The organism is Asticcacaulis sp. P2_B1 (assembly GCF_056404915.1).
In genome coordinates this window covers 572,348-590,410 of the sequence record NZ_JBFUDD010000001.1, presented here as the reverse complement: position 1 = coordinate 590,410, position 18,063 = coordinate 572,348, and the positions used below count along the sequence as shown (strand labels likewise).

Here is an 18,063-nt window from a genome sequence, read left to right as displayed (position 1 = left end):
TCGCCGTTCATGGGACCTTTATAGAGTGGCGAATATGAACGAGGCTTGAGAAGTTCGTTCATCTCCGTTCATAATTCAAAAACCAGCGATATATGGGGCGAATGTGCATTAAGGCGTTGGAATTTATAGATATAATAATTCTCTGAACAGGCGAAAAAAAGCCCCGGCCACAGGATGGTCAGGGGCTTTTCAGCGGGAACGGTTAACTTTGTTCAGTTTCGATCGTTCATTTACCAGCCGCCATGGTGGCGATGATGGTGACCGTGTTCATAATGGTAGTAGCCGCGCGGGGCGTAGTAGCGTTCGCGGTAGTAGGTGCGCGGCTGGACATAGACATAGGTACGCGGGCGCGCATAGTAGCGCTCGCGGTAGCTGTAGCCGCTGTCGTAATAACCGTCGTCGTTATTGTAGTAGCCGTCATTGTCGCTGTAGTAGCGGCCATTGCTGTAATAGCGGCCGTCATATCGGCAGTCGGTGCCGTTGCGGGCGAGGGACGAGCCGACGGCGGCGCCGATAATGGCGCCGGCGACCGTGCCGGTGCCGCGGTTGTAACGGCTGGATGCGCTGTTGCCGATGGCCGCGCCGGCGACAGCGCCGAGAACGGCGCCGGTATTGCCGTTCTGGCTGCGACGATAGCAATCCGCCGAGGCCGGCAAGGCGACAGCGGCGACGGTAGCCGTGGCGAAGGCCGCGGCGATCAGTTTATGCTTGATGGTCAGAGTTTTCATAACGGTATCTCCTAAACTTGCGCGGCGTAGACTTGCCGCACCTGAGATGAATGATACCCCCTCGAACATGAACGGTTTTTGACCAGTCCGTTCATGTTTGTTTATTTTATGCGCTCCCTTGTCACCTGGTGTGAGCGCACTTGGAAGTCTTTACCAGTACCGGTCGCGATGGCTGTTGCGCGTGCGATAGCTGTGCTGGTCGTAACGGCTGCGGTCGTAATCGCGCATCTCATCACGATAATAGTTGAGGGTGTAGGCGTGGTGACGGCCGTACCAGATGTTGCTGCAACGGCAGCCGTGACCGTAGCCGGCGCCGATCCAACTGACACCGGAACGGTACCAGGTCAGGGGCGGGGTGTGGTTGGTGCCGTCGCGATAGCCGGTCTGTTCGCGGGTGCGCGGATCCTGCGGGCGAGGGCCGGTATAGCGATAATATTCGCCGGTAACATAGTCATAGGCCAGATCGGCGCCGGCATAGGGGACATCGCTGCCGGCCTGGGCGTCGCCGCTGCGGTCGCGATCTTGAGCCAGGACAAGGCCAGGCGCCGTCACGGCAGCCAACAGAAATCCGCCGATAACCAAAGGCTTGAGAAGGCGCATGGACGTCATGTGTGTCTCCTGGACAGGACCGCCGTGGCGGATATTACCGGTATAGGCTATTAACCATATCACAATGTCGCGCAAATGGCGAAAGGAAGACATGTCGAAGGGGAATTTCTGCGCAAGGTTTATGTAAAGACGGCCCCGCATTTCGCCGGGCCGTGCTTTTTTAAGCTCAAGCGCCGCGTGGCTCCTCGCAACAGCTCGGGCGGGCGCTTGCCCGCTGCCAACAGCCGATGATTCAAAGTTCATCGACCGTTGGTATTCTTACCAATGCCAGTTGCCGAAGCCCCAGCCGCGGTCGCTGGATTGCGAATCACGGTTGTAGCTGTGGCGGAAGTGGTTGACCGAGCGCGACCGGTGATAGCCGCCCCAGTCGAGGCGCTCGCTATAGATCACAGTGCGGGTTTCGGGCTCGCTGTAATAGCGCACAGCGGCCGGTTGCGGACGAACATAGACGGTCCGGACCGGTTCACGGACGTAGACGGTGCGGACCGGCTCGCGGACATAGACCCTTCTGGCCGGTTCGCGGACATAGACGGTCCGGACGGGCTGGCGCACGATGACGGTCTTGCGGATCACCACCGGCTGGCGGACGACCACGGTGCGCGTGCGGACGTCGTGAACGACGACGGTGCGGGTACGGACCGGTTGACGGGCATGATGGCGGCCGGGTTCGCGGATCAGGACGGTCGGACGGGTCTCGACGCGTTCATAACGGTCGCGATAGTCGCGGTGATGGTCGTGAGCCGAGGCGACAGCGGGGAGGGCGCCGGCCACCGACAGGACGGCGGCGGAGGCGAGCAAGGATTTGACAAGAGGCAGGCGGGTCATAACGATATTCCTTTTTCAACATCGGCAAGGGGGAGCTTGCCACTGACGCAACCTTACGACTCACGACATGAACCGCGCTTGAGCCGCCTGTTCATCCTGGTTCAGGCGCGTTTTCCCTTGCATTTTCAGGGATAAGCTATACACGGACGCCTCCGATACCAGCCGTCATTTTTCAAATGACGGCTGGTATCGGTTTTTTCAGCTCAAATGCCGCATGGCTCCTCGCATCAGCTCGGGCGGGCGTTCGCCCGCTTCCAAAGGCCGACGAGTCAAGTTCGCGGCCTTTGGTATTTCAGTGGGCAGGGCTTCCATGGCGGACTTCGAGACGCTGATCGACAAGGTGGGTTTTCAGGGCGACGGCATCACCGCCGGCGGCCTGGTCGTACCCTTGACCCTGCCCGGCGAACGCGTTTTGGCGCGACAAGGCAAAGAGCGTTCGGAACTCATCGACGTCCTCGAGGCCAGCCCCGATCGCGTGACGCCGCCGTGCGTGCACTTCGCGGCCTGCGGCGGCTGCAGTCTCCAGCATTGGGATATGACCGCCTATAGCGCGTGGAAGCGCGACATGGTCCAGGTCCTGCTCAGCCGTGGCGGCCTGGACGTCGAGGTGGCGCCGATCCTGACCACGCCGCCGCAGACGCGCCGTCGCGTCGGGTTGCATGCGCGCAAGGCCGGCAAGTCGGTGGAGCTGGGTTTCAAGGCGCGCAAGTCGTGGAATCTGGTGCCGATCAGCATGTGTCCGGTCAGCGACCCGGCCATTATCAAAGCCTTGCCGCATCTGAAGGCCCTGGCCGGCTATCTGTTTGAAAACAACAAGTCGGCGCCGATCCTGCATGTCACCCTGTCATTGACGGGGTTGGATATCGATATTTCCGGTGTCGAAGCGAGGAAGTCCGGCGGGCTGTCGGCCGATGCGCGGATGAACATCGCTATGACCGCCGCCGAGGCCGATTTCGCCCGCGTCACCATGGGCGAGGACATTCTCTATATGTCGCGGACGCCCAAGGTGCGCTTCGGCAAGGCGATGGTCGGCCTGCCGATCCAGCCTTTCCTTCAGGCCAGTGCGGCGTCGGAAGCCGACATGGTGCGCCTTGTTACGGACGCCGTTGTGGGCGCCAAGAAGGTCGCGGATCTGTTCTGCGGCGCCGGCGCCTTTACCTTCCCGCTGGCCGAGACGGCGGTGGTCTATGCCGTTGACGGCTCCGCCACGGCGATTGCTTCGCTGAAGGCTGCCCTGGCTTCGGCGCCGGGCTTGAAAACCATTACGCCCGAGGCGCGCGACCTGTTTCGCCGGCCGATGCTGGCCGAGGATATGAAGGGTTTCGACGCCATTGTCTTCGACCCGCCGCGCGCCGGCGCCGAAGCGCAGGCCGCCGAAATCGCGCGTTCGCAGATGGCGAAGACGGTCGCGGTTTCATGCAATCCGACGACCTTTATCCGCGATGCTAAAATCCTTGTGAACGCAGGATTTTCGCTGGACAGCGTGACGCCGATAGATCAGTTCTTGTGGTCCAGCCACGTGGAACTCGTCGCTGTCTTTTCGCGTTAAAACAGAATCGTTTTTGGAAGAGTTGCGTCTGTGATCTCCGTTATCATGCCCACCTTGAATGCCGAAGATCACCTGGCGCGGACCCTGTCGTCGCTGGTGCCGGGTGTGGTCGAGGGCGTGATCAAGGAAGTCGTCATTGTCGATGGCGGGTCGGAAGACGCTACCCTCGAAATCGCCGACTCGACGGGGTGTCATGTCATCCGCAGCGATGCCTCGCGCGGCCTGCAATTATGGCAGGGCTGCCGGGCGGCGCGCGGCGATTGGTTGCTGATCCTGCACCCCGATTCGCAGCTGGGCGAAGGCTGGATGGACCAGGTGCAATTGCATATCCGCGATCATCCCATGCTGGCCGGCTATTTCCACCTGCGTTTCGACGACCCGTCGTGGTTCACCAAGATATGGGCGGAAATGCTGGCCTTGCGGGCGCGCTGGCTGGCCATGCCGAGCGGCGACCACGGCCTGTTGTTGTCGCGGGCTTTATATGATTGCGCCGGTGGTTATAAGGATCAGGCGGCGTTCGAAGACGTGGCCCTGTCGATGTCGCTGGGGCGGGCGCGTTTGCGGCCGATGTCGACCTCGCTGACGACCAGCGCCGGGCGTTTCCGCGCGAAGGGCTGGGCGGTCGGTTTGTTGAGCAAGGGCGCGCGCTTTACCATGTATTTGCTGGGGTTTCCGCCCAAGCCACCGGTGGTCAAGAAGCCGGCTTAATGTGCCGCTCTTATGCAGTAGTCAAGCGCACTGCATAAGGCCGCTTTTTTGTTGATCTTATTGAGTTTTTTGGTTGCTTATGCAGAAGCCGTAAAAAGGTAATAGGGCAGCATGGCAGTGTGGGCTAATCGGCCGTGGCGTCGATGACCTTGGCGTCATTGGCGGCCATGGCCAGGGACGGGCTGGATTGGTCCATCAACTGGCGATAAATCCAGTAGGACGCGGCGACCTCTTCGACATATTGCCGGGTTTGAGCGACGGGGATCGATTCCATGACCAGCAGGGAATCGGCGTCGCCGCCCAGCGAGTCGAGCGCATCCTTGACCGGACGCGGGCCGGCATTATAGGCGGCGATCGTGCGCAGCAGGTCGTTTTGCACAATGCCGGAGGCCTGCAGTTTCTGGATATAGTGCTGGCCGACGCGCAGGTTGACGGCCGGTTGCAACAGCTGGTTCGGCTGGCTGTTGAAGCTGTTGTCGTTCTCGGTCAGGGCGGCCGTCGCCGGCATCAGCTGCAGCAGACCATAGGCGCCGGCATAGGAATGGGCGCCGGCGTTGAACTTGCTTTCCTTGCGGGCGAAGGCATAGATCAGGGCCTTGTCGACCGTGAAGCCGCCCTTCGGCACGAAGTCCGGGATCGGATAGCCCGCCGGATCGAAAAGACGGTCGGCGGGCTTCAATTGACTGACGGGAATGCGGGTCTTGGCGGAGACGGCGAGCCAGTTGTCGCGCTCGCTGCCGTCGCCGGCGGTCTGGATGGCCGCCTGGAGTTCGTTCTGGGCGTCGGTATTGCGGCCGATCTGGACGAGGGCGTTGAGGCGCGTCGCCTTGACGTTACCCTTGGTCCAGGCAAAATCGTTGTCGAGGCTGGCGGTCAGGGCGTTGCGCGACTCGTTGCTGTAGGTCGGCGCCTGACCCTTCTTGGCCAGGACGATGGCCGGTGTGACGCCCAGGCGTTGTTCGGCGACCAAGCCGTAGAAGGTGAAGGGGAAGCTGGCGGCGATCTTGAAGAAGGTGTCGGCGGCGTCCTTTTGCCCCAGTTTCATGGCGCAGCGGCCGGCCCAGTAGGCGCCGCTCGACTGGCTCCAGGCATTGCGGCTGGGGTCGGTGCTGACGAACCTGAATTCGGTTTCCGCCTGGTCGTAGCGCTTGAGACGCCACAGGGCCAAACCGGTCACCCAGTGATCGCCGATCTTGCGGCCCAGGCTGACGGCCTGTTCCAATTGCCCGTTATTATAGGCCGAGCGCGCCGATTTCGGCGTCAGGTCGGAATCGCCGGAATCGATCGACGGGCCGGCATTGACAACGCGTTGCGGCGCGTTGTCGTTCAGCGTGGTATAGGCCGCCAATTGAACGGCGCCGCCGGAATTGGCGATGGCTGCCGCCTGGGCGCCGCTGAGGCCGTTCAGGGACGGGAAGGCCGGATCCGGCGCCCCGTCGGGCTTCTTGCGCTTGGCCAGGCCCCAGACGCGCATGGCCATGGGCTGGTCGCCATAGGCACTGAGCCAACCGGTCAGTTCGTCATAGGTGGCGTTGTATTTCCGGCTGAACAGCTTGTGGAACTCCGCATAGCCCATCAGGCTTTTGTCGCTGACCTGGGTCAACTTGGCCTCGGCGTCCTCGAAGTCGCCGGAATCGATCAGATCGAAAGCGGCTTGATACAGCTCGACATCATAGGGGCTGAGGGGATTGTTGAGCGCGACGGCATCGATCTTGACGGCCGGTTGGGCCTGCATCAGGCCGTAGGGCACGGGCGTCGCGTTCATAACGACCGGCGCTTCGACCGGCGGCATGGCGACGGTGGCCAGGACGATCGGCTTAGGCGGCGGGGCGGCCTTGGCGGATTTTTTCTTGCTGGTGACGACGGCGACCTTGGTGGTCCTGGTCGATTTCTTCCCGGCGACGGCGACCTCGGTTGTCTTGGCGGATGCCGCACGCTTGGTTGTCTTCGTTGTGACGGTCGTGGTTTTGGTGGTCGTCTTGGCCTTGGTCGAGGCCTTGGCCGCCGGGGCGTCCACCATGAGCTTGACCCGCACGGGCGGTGTCTTCGTGGTCGATTTCGTGGTGGTCGCCCAGCATGGCGCCGACGTCGCAAGGGCAAGACCGAGGACACTCAGGCTTATGAGAGCAAGTCGCGAGCGATGCGGGCGGTGGCTTGTCGTCAAGGCGGTACTCTGGGTTACAGGTGGGACCGGGCCGGCCAAAATGGCTTTTGAAGCTTAATCAAAACTTAACGGGGAGGCAAGCGTCACGCATTGCGCCCTTATTACCCTTATGGCGGCAAGGGGCTTTGCCGGGCAAGTCACATTGCCTGTACGGTGTATCACGCCTGGGTGATCGCTTATTTTTGGAGTTTCGCCTGGACGACGAGTTGCAGCAGGTCGCGCCACATCTGCGCCTTGGCCTGGGGTTGGCGCAGCAGGAAGGCCGGGGGATAGGTTGCCATGACCGGCAGGCTCCTGTCGCCGCTGTCGAGATTGACGATGCGCCCGCGCAGCTTGGCCAGGCTTTGGTCGAGATTGAGGACACAGGATACCGCCGAGGCGCCGAGTAGGAGCACGGCCTTGGGCGCCGCCAGGCGGATAAAGGCCTGCATAAAGGGGGCGTTGAGGCTGATGTCCTCGGGTGTCAGGGGGCGCCCGCCGGCCGGCCGCCAGTTGACGCATGGCGTCAGCATGGTTTTCTCGAAAACGCCGGCGGCCTTGAGGGCGGCGTCGATCATCTGGCCCGGCTTGCCGGCAAAACACGCGCCGCTCAGGTCTTCCTCGGCGTCGGGGCATTCGCCGACGACCAGGAGTTCGGGCTCGACATGACCGCGGAAGCGGACCAGCGACTTGCCGCCTTCGTGGCGCAGGGGCATGTGGTGGAAGGCTTCGAGTTCGGCATAGAGTTCATCGAGCGTGCGGGCGGATGCGGCGCGTTGCCGCGCCTCATGCAACACTGTCGCAACGTCAAGATTGGCAAGGCTTTGCGGCCGCAGCTGGCTGACATTGTGACCCGTTTGCACAGGTGTCACGCGAATTTGCGTGGCCGCCGCAACGGCACGTGGAAATGCCGGTTTATTTTCGCTGAGAGTCCGATTAAGAGGCTCAAGCGCGTAGGTGTCGTCCAATTCGTGATCGATCAGAAAGCCGATATAGCTTTCCATCTCTTGACGGAGATCATCGGGCACGATCATAGGGTAGGGGCCTTGCTAGCGAAAAGTTTTTGGGGGCTAAGAACGCTTTGCCTACTCATACTGAGTGTGGGCACAAAGTTCAAATGAAACGGAAGACCACTTCCGTATAACGGCGTCAACGGGCGGTGAAACGTCCGATCAAGGAGCATAAAGCCATGCCTGAGGGCGAAGACACGGCTATCCAGAGAGAATCCATGGACTACGACGTCGTGATCGTCGGCGGCGGTCCGGCGGGGCTGTCGGCGGCTATCCGGCTGAAACAGCAGGCCGCCAAGGCCGGCGCCGAGGTCAGCGTCGCCGTATTGGAAAAAGGCTCCGAGATCGGCGCCCATATCCTGTCGGGCGCAGTGATCGATCCCAGCGGGCTGGCGAAACTGTTCCCCAACTGGAAAGACACGAAGCCTGAAGATGGGGGCGCACCGCTCGAAACCCCCGTCAAGGACGACAAGTTCATCTATCTCGGGCCCCAGGGCGCCATGGATATCTCATTGCTGCCCAAGCCCGGTTATATGAGCAATCACGGCTGCTATATCGCCTCTCTGGGTAACCTGACGCGCTGGCTGGCTGAACAGGCGGAAGGTCTGGGCGTCGAGATCTATCCCGGCATGGCGTGTTCTGAAGTGCTTTACGACGCCGAGGGCGGTGTCGCCGGTGTCGTCGCCGGGGTGTTCGGCGTCGCCAGGGATGGCCATCACAAGCCCGATTATCAGCCGGGCCTGGAACTGCGCGCCAAATATACCTTCTTTGCCGAAGGGGCGCGCGGATCGCTGTCGCAACTGGTCATTCGCAAATACGAGCTCGACGCCAAGTCGGACGTGCAGAAATACGGCATCGGCATCAAGGAATTGTGGAAGGTGCCGGCAGATAAATTCAAGCCGGGCCTGGTCCAGCATACGCTGGGATGGCCGCTCGACGACAAGACCGGCGGCGGTTCGTTCCTCTATCATTTCGGCGACCACTATGTCTCAATCGGTTTCGTCGTTCACCTGAACTATGAGAACCCGTATCTGTCGCCCTTCGACGAATTCCAGCGCTTCAAGCTGCATCCGGTGATCCGCGAGCAGTTAGAAGGCGGCCAGAGAGTCGCCTATGGCGCGCGTGCCATCAATGAGGGCGGCTTCCAGAGCGTGCCGCGGCTGGTCTTCCCGGGCGGCGCCCTGATCGGTTGTTCGGCCGGCTTCGTCAATTTGCCGCGCATCAAGGGCAGCCACAATGCCATGAAGACCGGCATTATGGCGGCCGACGCGGCTTTCAAGGCTTTGCAAGCGACGGAAGCTCCACGCGTGCTGGAGGCCTATCAGACAGCCTACGAACATTCGGATGTGGCCAAGGAACTGAAGCTGGTTCGCAATGTCAAACCGATCCTGACGCGTTTCGGCACCGGTCTCGGAACCCTGATCGGCGGCGTCGAGATGTGGCTGACCAACCTCTTGGGCGGTTTCAGCGTCTTTACCGGCACCGGCAGTCTGAAACACAAGAAGAGCGATGCCCATTCGCTCAAGCCGGCGGCCGAATGCAAGCCCATCAGCTATCCCAAGCCCGACGGCATCCTTTCGTTCGATAAGCTGTCTTCGGTTTTCGTATCGAGCACCAATCATGAGGAAGACCAGCCGGTCCACCTGACGCTCAAGGACCCGCATATCCCGATCGATATCAATCTGGCGAAATATGCCGAGCCAGCCCAGAGATATTGCCCGGCGGGAGTTTACGAGATCGTCGGTCTGGATGCCGGCAAGCCGCGTTTGCAGATCAATGCGCAGAACTGCGTCCACTGCAAGACCTGCGATATCAAGGATCCGACCGGCAATATCGTCTGGGTGACGCCCGAAGGTGGCGGCGGGCCTAATTACCCCAACATGTAAGAGGTCGGCAATCGGGGGCAACGTCGGACGCCGAATCCCTGTTCCCTTCGCAATGGAAGCGCGATAGGGTCGGCGGGTGATGGATGCCCAACTCAGATCAGTCTGTTTTTGGATCGCTGCTTTTAGCGGCGCTACGGCCTTAGCCGCCATCTTTTTCTCGCCCATAAAGCTTATTCTGTTTCCCGCCACTCTGTTCGTCGCCGGGACAGCCACGCTTTTGTTCTTGAGAATGTTGTTCAGCCGGGCCTACCGCCAGGGTGTCGACAATGCAAATCAGGAGATGCAAGGCAACGATCCCTGGCCGGGGCGTCCGAAGAAACTGCTGGACCCCGATTGGGGGCTATTGGGTCGCCGGGCCGGTTCACCGGCGCTGCTTTGGCTGCGGGCCATACTCGTTCTTGGCATTTTACCGCTTGCGCTGCTTCAAAACTGGATTGGCCTGGATGTCGTTCTGCTCTGGTTCGCCAGTGCCTTCGTGTCGATGGAACTCAGTATCATGCACCTGGCCTTGTCGCAGCGGAGCTAGATCAGGACGATTTGAGATTGAATCGGCAGCCGCAAGAAAGAACCCTTGGCCAGGCTATATCCACGCCGGCGTGAAAGCCCTTCAAAGGGGCGAGAGGTTAAGTGGAGCGCTCCCGCTCTAGCGAACGCGCTTAGATTGCCCGCATGTAAACGTTGAAGTAACACAATTTGCCGCTATAGTTACGCAATGTTGAGGCGGCTGATTTTTGCAAGGCGTGTGACGTGAAGACGAATTTGGGTTTGGGCCGCTGGGTCAGTTTTGCGGCTCTGTGTACGGCGGTCGCCTTGTCGGCCCAGCCGGCAGCTGCCGCGCATCGCATCATGGCAACCGCGGGCGCGGAACTGGGCGGGCCCAGCCCGTATGCCCACTACCTGGTCGGTCGTTACGCCATGATGTCCGGCGACGTTCGTACGGCGTCGCAAACGCTCGGCGCGGCTGTTGCCGCCGATCCGGCCAATAGCGCCCTGCGCGACGACGCCTTCCAGATGAGCATCCTGAACGGCGATATCGATCAGGCGACAGCGATCGCCAAGGGCGTGCAGAACCCGAGCGATGCGACGAATTTGATGACGCCCTTGTTGGGCGCCGTGACGGCCATGAAGTCGGGCAGGGGCGGCACGGCCGTCAAGAACCTGGACGCCGTATTGACGATCAGCCCGAATGAGCGCGACGCCGTGCTGTTGCGGCCGTTCGCCCTGGCTATGGCGGGGCAATGGAAACAGGCTTTCGACGATTCGGGTGACGCCACGCTGGAAGCCAACGACAATGACCGGCTGTTGTCCTATCTGATCAAGGCGGAACGCGCCCGCCTCTATGAAATCAAAGGCAAGGCGGCCGAGGCCGATGCGCTTTACAAGACGCTGTATCAGCCCGGGGCGGCCACTTTCATTTTCGGCCCCGACTATGCCGCCTTCCTGGAACGCCAGGATCGCAAGGATGAGGCGCGCGCGGTGTGGCAGGCGATCGCCGACCAGACCCATGATGCGGTCGCCATTGCCGGTGTTAATCGTATCGACGGCAAGGATTATCGCAAGCCGGCCTTGCCCGATGTAAAGGTCAGCGCGGCGCAAGCTTTGTTCATGTCCTCGACCCTTTCGTTCAGTGAACATGATTTGAACATGTCGCTGGCGTCGCTGCGGATGTCGCTTTATCTCGACGACAGCTCCGATCGCGAACGCGTCTTCCTGGGGCAGCTCGAGGATATCCTCAAGAATTCGCAGGCGGCCGAGGCGGCCTGGGCCAGCATACCGGCCGATTCGCCCTATTATGCCGAAGCCGTGCTGCGCCGGGTCACCAGCCTCAAGGCGCGCGACGCCAAGGACGAGGCCATGGCCCTGCTGGACAATATCCTGGCGAAAGAGCCCGACAATCTCGGTTTTATCGTCGAAAAGGCCGGCCTGCTGCATGATGAGCAAAAGGACACGGCGGCGCTGGCCCTGATCAATGACCGCATTACCCGCGCCGGTGACAAGGATTTCACCTGGACCGCGTGGTTCCTCCAGGCTGTTATCTATGACAGCATGGATCAGTGGGATAATGCCGAAACCTCTATCAAGAAGGCCCAGGCTCTGGCCGGGCAGCGTCCGGAAGTCCTGAATTTCCTCGGTTACGGCTGGATCAATCGCGGACTGCATGTCGAGGAAGGCATGGATCTGATCCGCCAGGCGTTGAACATCACGCCGAAGTCGGGCGCGATCGTCGATTCGCTGGGCTGGGGTTATTACAAGCTGGGCAAGTATGACCAGGCGCTGTCGTTTATCGAACAGGCGGTGACGATGGAGCCGTCTGACGCCGAGATCAATGAGCATCTGGGCGATGTTTACAAGGCTTTGGGCCGGGATAGCGAAGCCGGTTATGAGTGGCAGCGGGTCTTGACCCTGGAAACGACCGATAAGCAGGCGGTCGAGGTAAGGGCCAAGATCGAAGCCAATATGAAGGCGTTACAGATTTCGGCGGCTGAGCCGGCGGAAGATAAGACGAATTAGGTCCTGGGAAGCGCTTCTTGTCCCTTCTCCCCTTTCAAAGGGGAGAAGGTGGTCCAACAGGCCGTATGAGGGGATGCCTTTGCCAGCCCAAAGAAAGAACCCCTCACCCGGCAGGCTGAAGCCTGCCACCCTCTCCCCTTGAAAGGGGAGAAGGGGAAGTAAGGCGCCCCATGCTCGCACCCGCCAAGATCAACCTGTTCCTTCATGTCGCGGCGCCGGATGCCAACGGCTATCATCCGCTGCAAAGCCTGGTGGCGTTCGCCGATATCGGCGATGAGGTCGAACTTTTCCCAGTCGGTTCCGTCGGTTATGCCGCGGACCTCAACCCGCGTCTCAGTGTCGACGGGCCGTTTGCCGCCGAACTGACGACCGGCGAGGACAATCTGGTTCTGCGGGCGGCGAAGGCCTTTCAAGCGGGGACGGGGATCACGATCGATCAGGATATCCGCCTGACCAAGAATTTGCCGATTGCGTCGGGTGTGGGCGGCGGCAGTGCCGATGCCGGCGCGGTCTTGAAGCTGTTGCGTGACGCCTATGCGCCGGACCTCGCTGACGATCGTTTGGAAGCCATGGCCGGGGCTTTGGGCGCGGACGGGATCATGTGCCTGCGTGCCCGGCCGGCCCTGGCGGAAGGCTATGGCGAGCGGTTGAGCGAGGTCAGCCTTCCGGCGGTGCCGTGCGTCTTGATCAATCCGGGTGTCGCCTGCGCTACGGCGGCTGTCTATGGCGGATTCGACGATTTGGCGGTGTTTTCCGATCTGCGGCCCGTGCAGACGGAGTCTGTCGACACGATCGATCAATTGTTGACGATATTGGGCAAGACGCGCAACGACCTGGAACCGGCGGCTATCGCGCTCCAGCCGGTGATTGCCGAGGTCCTGGGCAGTTTGCGCGCCGAGCCGCAGACGGCGTTTGCGCGTATGTCGGGATCCGGCGCCACCTGTTTTGCCCTCTGCCGGACAGATGAAGATGCCGAAGCGCTAGGCCATAGCATGTTGGTACGTTGGCCCGCTGCCTGGGTTCGGGTCGGGCGCCTGGGCTGACGGGCGCTTGCTGCGCATGGCCATTTCGACGCGATTGTCCGGATCGCCGGCCAGCTTGCGATAGGCCACCGAATCCACAGGGTAGATGGCGATCTTGCCGGCGTTGTTGTAATGGGCGCCGAAGCCGAAACTCCTGGTCAGGGGCGAGGCCCGCATACAGGGATGGCTCCTGGCGAAAAAGGCTTCGCGCGCCGCTTCGGCCTCGGTGTCGCTGAGCTTGTTTTTCAGGCGAAAGACCGTGAAATTGAAGGTGTCGAGGTCGTATTCGTACGGGTGGTCGTTGAGCAGGTCGTAATGCAGCCGCGCCAGGGTGCGTTCGTCGCCTTTCACTGGCGGGACCGTACCCATGCTTGCCTTAGTGTCGTCGGCGACGATGACAAAGGTGTTGGTGATCTTCATGGCATTCACCCTGTATGTAATTTCTTGTTATCGGCGCTCAAACCGTCGCGAAGGTTTGAGCCTTTGGGAGGCATGTTTGTGCCGCGGCCGATAAAAATACGATACGAATATGCACGCCCGTCAGCGGTTCGAGAATACGCCTTTTTGCCGCAGATACCAGCACAGGATCAGGGTCGGAATCGACAACAGGGCCGTGCCGATGAAGAAGACGCTATAGGCATTGAACAGGCCGAGGGGCCCGGTCAGCGCGTCGACCAGGGCGCCGGTAAAGCCCTTGAGAAGCTTGCCGGAAAAGGCGGCGACACTGTACATCAGGGCGTAATGGGTGAGGGTGTGATCGCGGCCGGTCATGCGCGTCATGAAGGCGACAAGGGCGGTTTCAGCTATGCCGTCGCCGACATCGTCGACGATGAGGGCGGTGGCGAAGATGCTCAAATGACCGTGAACGACGGACAGCCAGGCGAAACACAGATTCGATGCTGGTCCGACCAGCGCACCCAGCCAGAAGGAACGCCTGAGACCGAGGAATAATAGACACGCGCCGCCCAGCCCGATGCCGGCGAAATTGGCAGCAAGGCCGATGCTGCCGCGCATGATACCGATGGCGTCGAGATCGAGGCCGGTGTCGCGATACATCGGCGTGCAGATCGGGCCGATGAGATAATCGCCGAGGCGATAAAAGACCAGAGTCAACAGGATCAGGCCGGCCGTGCCCTTGTGCTCTTGATAGAAACTGACAAAGGGTTCGACGATCAGTTCGCGCATCGTGCGCACGACATGGTGGTCGTGCATTTCGACCTCGGTGCGCGGCGCCAGCAGGGCGGTAACGGCGCCCAGAACCATCATGCCGGCCAGTAGTTGATAGGTTAGCGGCCAGCCGAGGTGGTTACCGACGATCAGGATCAGAGACGAGGTCAGCCATTGACCGATACGGTAGCCCAGCGAATAGGCGCTGGGGTTGAAGGCCTGGTCGGTAGCGGTCTTGGTCTGTTCGACGCGCCAGGCATCAATGGCGATTTCCTGGGAAGCGGCGCTGAAGGCCACGCCGACACAGGCGATGCTGAAGGCCAGCAGGTGTTTCGGGCCGATCCACGCCATGGCCAGGATCGAGATGGCAACGCCCGCCTGGCTGAGCAGCATGTAGCTGCGCCTCTGGCCGAGCCACTTATAGAGAAAGGGCAGGCGGACCTTGTCCATCCATGGCGCCCAGACGATTTTCAGGCCGTACATCAGGCTGACCCACGACATAAAGCCGATAACTTTCAGATCGATGCCGGAATCTCTTAACCAGAAATTCAAGGTCGAACCGATGAGCAGGAAGGGCAGGCCGGCGGAAAAACCCAGCCCCAGCAACAGCCACGAGGTCGGCTGGCGTAAGGCATCGCGGACCCCGGCCAGGCGGCTTTTCACGTCTAAAGCGGCGGGCAGCGGGCTCATCTCGTTTCTCCTGCTGCGATCAAGGCCGATTCTCGCGCCAATACCAACGGTCATGAAGAATGACCGCTGGTATTGGCCATTTTTAAGCTCAAACGCCGCATGGCTCGCCGCATCGGCGGCGGCGGGCAGTCGCCCGCTTCCAACGGCGGAGGAGAAACGCGTCCGCCGTTGGCAAAAGCACAGGATTTCTTTGAAATAGCGGTTGCGGGGGCCGGGGCGTCCCTCTATGTTCCCGGCAAAATTCGCTTTGATTTTACAGACAAAACATGGCCTCCGCAGAACCGCTTTCGTTTCAAGACCTGATCCTCACCCTGCACGCCTATTGGTCCGAGCAGGGCTGTGCCATCCTCCAGCCCTATGATATCGAGGTCGGCGCCGGTACCCTGCATCCGGCCACGGTCTTGCGGGCGCTGGGGAAGAAGCCGTGGAAGGCCGCCTATGTCCAGCCGTCGCGCCGCCCGGTCGATGGCCGTTATGGCGAAAACCCCAACCGGTTACAGCACTATTACCAGTATCAGGTCATACTGAAGCCCAACCCCGACGATTTGCAGGCGCTCTATCTCGGTTCGCTGAAGGCGATCGGGCTCGATCCGCACCTGCATGATATCCGGTTCGTCGAGGACGATTGGGAAAACCCGACGGTGGGGGCCTGGGGGCTCGGCTGGGAGGTGTGGTGTGATGGCATGGAGGTCACGCAATATACCTACTTCCAGGGCGTCGGCGGTATCGAGGTCGATGTCGTGTCGGGCGAGCTGACCTACGGGCTGGAACGGTTGGCCATGTATGTGCAGAATGTCGACAACGTCTATGACCTGAAGTTCAACAAGGCCGGCGTCAAATATGGCGAGGTTTTCAAGGAGCAGGAGCGCCAGTTCTCGGCGTTCAATTTCGAGGTGTCCGACGTGGCGACCTTAAAGCGCCAGTTCGAGGACATGGAAATCCAGGTGAAGCGTATTCTGGAAGCCAAGAATTCGTTGGGTTATCCGCTGGTTTTGCCGGCCTATGACCATGTGTTGAAGGCGTCGCATCTGTTTAACCTGATGGATGCCCGCGGCGCCATCGCCGTGGCCGAACGGCAATCCTATATTGGCCGAATTCGCGATCTCTGTAAGGCCTGCGCCACCGAGTGGGCGCGCCAGGAGGAGGCACGATAATGGCCCAACTTCTCATTGAACTGTTTTCCGAAGAGATCCCCGCCCGCATGCAATTGGGCGCGGCGCGCGATTTCGAGCGTTTGTTCGGCGACAAGCTGAAAGGCTCGGGCCTGACGTTTGACTCGATCAAGGCCTATGTCGGACCGCGGCGTTTGGCCCTGGTGGTCGAAGGCCTGCCGGCTGAGCAGAGCGCGGTGACCGAAGAGGTCAAGGGGCCGAAGGACGGCGCGCCGGAACAGGCCATGGCCGGTTTCCTGCGCAAGGTCGGTTTGAGCCAGGACCAGCTGGTGCTGGAAAACGGCGTATGGATGGCACGGATTGAGAAGCCCGGCCGCAAGACCGCCGATGTGCTGGGCGGGATGCTGAACGACGTCATTCTGGGCTTTCCGTGGCCGAAATCGATGCGTTCCGGCGTGTCGACCTTTCGCTGGGTGCGGCCGCTGAAGCGTATTTTGTTTTTGTTCGACGGCCAGGTGATTCCGTTCGAGCTCGAAGGCCTGACGGCGTCGAATGTGACGGAAGGGCATCGTTTCCTCGGTTCGGCCCAGTCTTTGGAAGTCAGCGATTTCTTTAGCTACGACAAGGCCTTGGCCGATAATTTTGTTATCTTGGATCACAAGACGCGCCAGGATATTATCCTGACCGAGGCGCGGGCGGTTTGCGAGGCCGCGGGTTGCGAGCTGATCGAGGATCAGGGGCTGCTGGAAGAGGTGGCGGGGTTGAACGAATATCCCGTGCCTCTGCTGGGCGATATGGACCCGGCGTTTCTGACCCTGCCGCCCGAGGTCATCAAGACCTCGATGCGGACGCACCAGAAGTATTTCGCGGTGCGCGGCAAGGACGGCAAGATGGCCGCCAAGTTCGTTATCACTGCCAATATGAAGGCGATCGACGGCGGCACCGAAATCAAGCGCGGCAATGCCAAGGTGTTGTCGGCGCGGCTGTCGGATGGCGTCTTCTTCTGGAAAGAAGACAATCGCGAGGGCAATTTCGACCAGTGGCTGAAGAAGTTGGAAGGCGTGACCTTCCATGCCAAGCTGGGCACTATGGCGCAGCGCGTGGCGCGGATCGAAGCCATGGCGCGATATATCGCACCTCTGATGGGGGCGGATGCTGATGTGGCGGGGGAGGCGGCACGTCTCGCCAAGGCCGATCTGGCGTCTTACATGGTCGGTGAATTCCCGGAACTGCAAGGCGTCATGGGCGGATATTATGCCGATGCCGCCAAGAAGCCGGCCGATATCGCCAATGCCATCCGCGAGCATTACAAGCCGCAGGGGCCTTCGGATTCGGTGCCGGTCAGCCAAGTTAGTGCGGCTGTGGCTTTGGCCGACAAGATCGATACTTTGGTGGGGTTCTTCGCCATCGATGAAAAGCCGACAGGGTCGAAGGATCCGTATGCGTTGCGGCGTTCGGCGCTCGGGATTTTGCGGATTTTGCGCGAGCATAATGCGCGTCTTTCCATCCCGGCCCTGATCGAGGCGTGGTACGGCACGGGGATTCCACAGGATGTGCAGCCGGCGGCCAAGGTTTCCTCGGAGGTTGTCGACTTTTTCGCCGACCGCTTAAAGGTCCAACTTCGCGAAGAAGGTCGGCCGTTAGAGGCCATCGAAGCCGTTTTGGCGCTGAATGACGACGATATCGTGCGGATGACCGACAAGCTGGCGGCTCTGGTAGAAGCGGTGCAAAGTCCGTTCGGCGATGACCTGCTGGCGGTGCATAAACGCGCCTCGAACATCCTGGCGGCGGCCAAGATCAGCCTGCCGGAAGGCGAGCCGCAGGCGTTGGGCGATGCGCCGGACGTCGAATCCACCCTGATCGGTAACCTGAAAACCACAAAAGCGGCTGTGACGAGCGCTGTCACAAAGGAAAATTGGTTTGAGGCCTTGCGTCTTATTGCTGCAATGCGGCATGATGTCGATGCCTTCCTCGACGGCGTCCTCGTCAATGCCGAGGACCCGGCCATAAGAGCCAATCGACTGCTTATTTTGGCCGGGGTATGTCAGTTGTCGGAGGGGGTGGCGGATCTGGGCAAGATAGCCTGAGCGCCAAATAAGAACG

Annotated in this window: 16 protein-coding genes; 9 read left to right on the top strand and 7 right to left on the bottom strand. The window is 60.7% G+C overall.

Annotated features, from left to right (window positions below; all coding sequences use genetic code 11):
• Positions 1–230: 230 nt before the first annotated feature.
• From AC1DX3_RS02725 to AC1DX3_RS02715, 3 genes are all read right to left on the bottom strand, one after another.
• Positions 231–728 (bottom strand): glycine zipper 2TM domain-containing protein, encoded by a 498-nt coding sequence (locus AC1DX3_RS02725; RefSeq protein ID WP_476987694.1) that lies wholly within the window; start codon positions 726–728, stop codon positions 231–233.
• A gap of 150 nt (positions 729–878) precedes the next feature.
• Positions 879–1,337, bottom strand: coding sequence for a hypothetical protein (locus AC1DX3_RS02720; RefSeq protein WP_476987693.1), 459 nt, complete (start codon positions 1,335–1,337; stop codon positions 879–881).
• 258 nt (positions 1,338–1,595) lie between these two features.
• Positions 1,596–2,162, bottom strand: coding sequence for a hypothetical protein (locus tag AC1DX3_RS02715; protein WP_476987692.1), 567 nt, complete (start codon positions 2,160–2,162; stop codon positions 1,596–1,598).
• Positions 2,163–2,472: 310 nt separating this feature from the next.
• Here AC1DX3_RS02715 and AC1DX3_RS02710 point away from each other — a divergent pair, with 310 nt between their 5' ends.
• Together AC1DX3_RS02710 and AC1DX3_RS02705 are read left to right on the top strand one after the other, a co-directional pair.
• Positions 2,473–3,711 (top strand): class I SAM-dependent RNA methyltransferase, encoded by a 1,239-nt coding sequence (locus AC1DX3_RS02710; RefSeq protein WP_476987691.1) that lies wholly within the window; start codon positions 2,473–2,475, stop codon positions 3,709–3,711.
• Between the two features lie 30 nt (positions 3,712–3,741).
• Positions 3,742–4,419, top strand: a complete 678-nt coding sequence (locus AC1DX3_RS02705) for a glycosyltransferase (RefSeq protein ID WP_476987690.1) — start codon at positions 3,742–3,744, stop codon at positions 4,417–4,419.
• Between the two features lie 124 nt (positions 4,420–4,543).
• Here the strand turns inward: AC1DX3_RS02705 and AC1DX3_RS02700 are convergent, their stop codons facing one another.
• Both AC1DX3_RS02700 and AC1DX3_RS02695 read right to left on the bottom strand, forming a co-directional pair.
• Positions 4,544–6,454: a lytic transglycosylase domain-containing protein gene (locus tag AC1DX3_RS02700; RefSeq protein WP_476987689.1), complete on the bottom strand. Its 1,911-nt coding sequence runs from the start codon at positions 6,452–6,454 to the stop codon at positions 4,544–4,546.
• Between the two features lie 305 nt (positions 6,455–6,759).
• Positions 6,760–7,596 carry a uracil-DNA glycosylase gene (locus tag AC1DX3_RS02695; RefSeq protein WP_476987688.1) on the bottom strand — a complete coding sequence of 279 codons (837 nt, stop codon included), beginning with the start codon at positions 7,594–7,596 and terminating at the stop codon, positions 6,760–6,762.
• A 155-nt stretch (positions 7,597–7,751) separates the two neighbouring features.
• Between AC1DX3_RS02695 and AC1DX3_RS02690 the strand changes: the two genes are divergently transcribed.
• From AC1DX3_RS02690 to AC1DX3_RS02675, 4 genes are all read left to right on the top strand, one after another.
• Positions 7,752–9,458, top strand: coding sequence for an electron transfer flavoprotein-ubiquinone oxidoreductase (locus AC1DX3_RS02690; protein ID WP_476987687.1), 1,707 nt, complete (start codon positions 7,752–7,754; stop codon positions 9,456–9,458).
• Positions 9,459–9,537: 79 nt separating this feature from the next.
• Positions 9,538–9,984: a hypothetical protein gene (locus tag AC1DX3_RS02685; protein ID WP_476987686.1), complete on the top strand. Its 447-nt coding sequence runs from the start codon at positions 9,538–9,540 to the stop codon at positions 9,982–9,984.
• 221 nt (positions 9,985–10,205) lie between these two features.
• Entirely contained in the window at positions 10,206–11,969 is a 1,764-nt protein-coding gene (locus tag AC1DX3_RS02680) for a tetratricopeptide repeat protein (protein WP_476987685.1), read from the top strand.
• 170 nt (positions 11,970–12,139) lie between these two features.
• Positions 12,140–13,012 carry a 4-(cytidine 5'-diphospho)-2-C-methyl-D-erythritol kinase gene (locus tag AC1DX3_RS02675; RefSeq protein WP_476987684.1) on the top strand — a complete coding sequence of 291 codons (873 nt, stop codon included), beginning with the start codon at positions 12,140–12,142 and terminating at the stop codon, positions 13,010–13,012.
• Here AC1DX3_RS02675 and AC1DX3_RS02670 read toward each other — a convergent pair.
• Positions 12,950–13,411 carry a DUF6157 family protein gene (locus AC1DX3_RS02670; protein WP_476987683.1) on the bottom strand — a complete coding sequence of 154 codons (462 nt, stop codon included), beginning with the start codon at positions 13,409–13,411 and terminating at the stop codon, positions 12,950–12,952. The two genes, AC1DX3_RS02675 and AC1DX3_RS02670, sit on opposite strands and share 63 nt — an antisense overlap.
• 120 nt (positions 13,412–13,531) lie before the next feature.
• Positions 13,532–14,848 (bottom strand): AmpG family muropeptide MFS transporter, encoded by a 1,317-nt coding sequence (locus tag AC1DX3_RS02665; protein WP_476987682.1) that lies wholly within the window; start codon positions 14,846–14,848, stop codon positions 13,532–13,534.
• A 72-nt stretch (positions 14,849–14,920) separates the two neighbouring features.
• Between AC1DX3_RS02665 and AC1DX3_RS02660 the strand changes: the two genes are divergently transcribed.
• The 3 genes from AC1DX3_RS02660 to glyS are packed head-to-tail and all read left to right on the top strand — an operon-like array spanning position 14,921 to position 18,047.
• The gene (locus AC1DX3_RS02660) at positions 14,921–15,151 is read left to right on the top strand and encodes a hypothetical protein (RefSeq protein ID WP_476987681.1); all 231 of its coding nucleotides are present in this window, start codon (positions 14,921–14,923) and stop codon (positions 15,149–15,151) included.
• A complete protein-coding gene (locus tag AC1DX3_RS02655; RefSeq protein WP_476987680.1) occupies positions 15,115–16,002 on the top strand; it encodes a glycine--tRNA ligase subunit alpha in 888 nt (295 codons plus the stop codon). The genes AC1DX3_RS02660 and AC1DX3_RS02655 overlap by 37 nt, the downstream gene beginning before the upstream one ends.
• Complete coding sequence (gene glyS / locus AC1DX3_RS02650) at positions 16,002–18,047, top strand: glycine--tRNA ligase subunit beta (RefSeq protein WP_476987679.1); 2,046 nt, start codon at positions 16,002–16,004, stop codon at positions 18,045–18,047. Before AC1DX3_RS02655 ends, glyS begins: the two co-directional genes overlap by 1 nt.
• Positions 18,048–18,063: the final 16 nt, after the last annotated feature.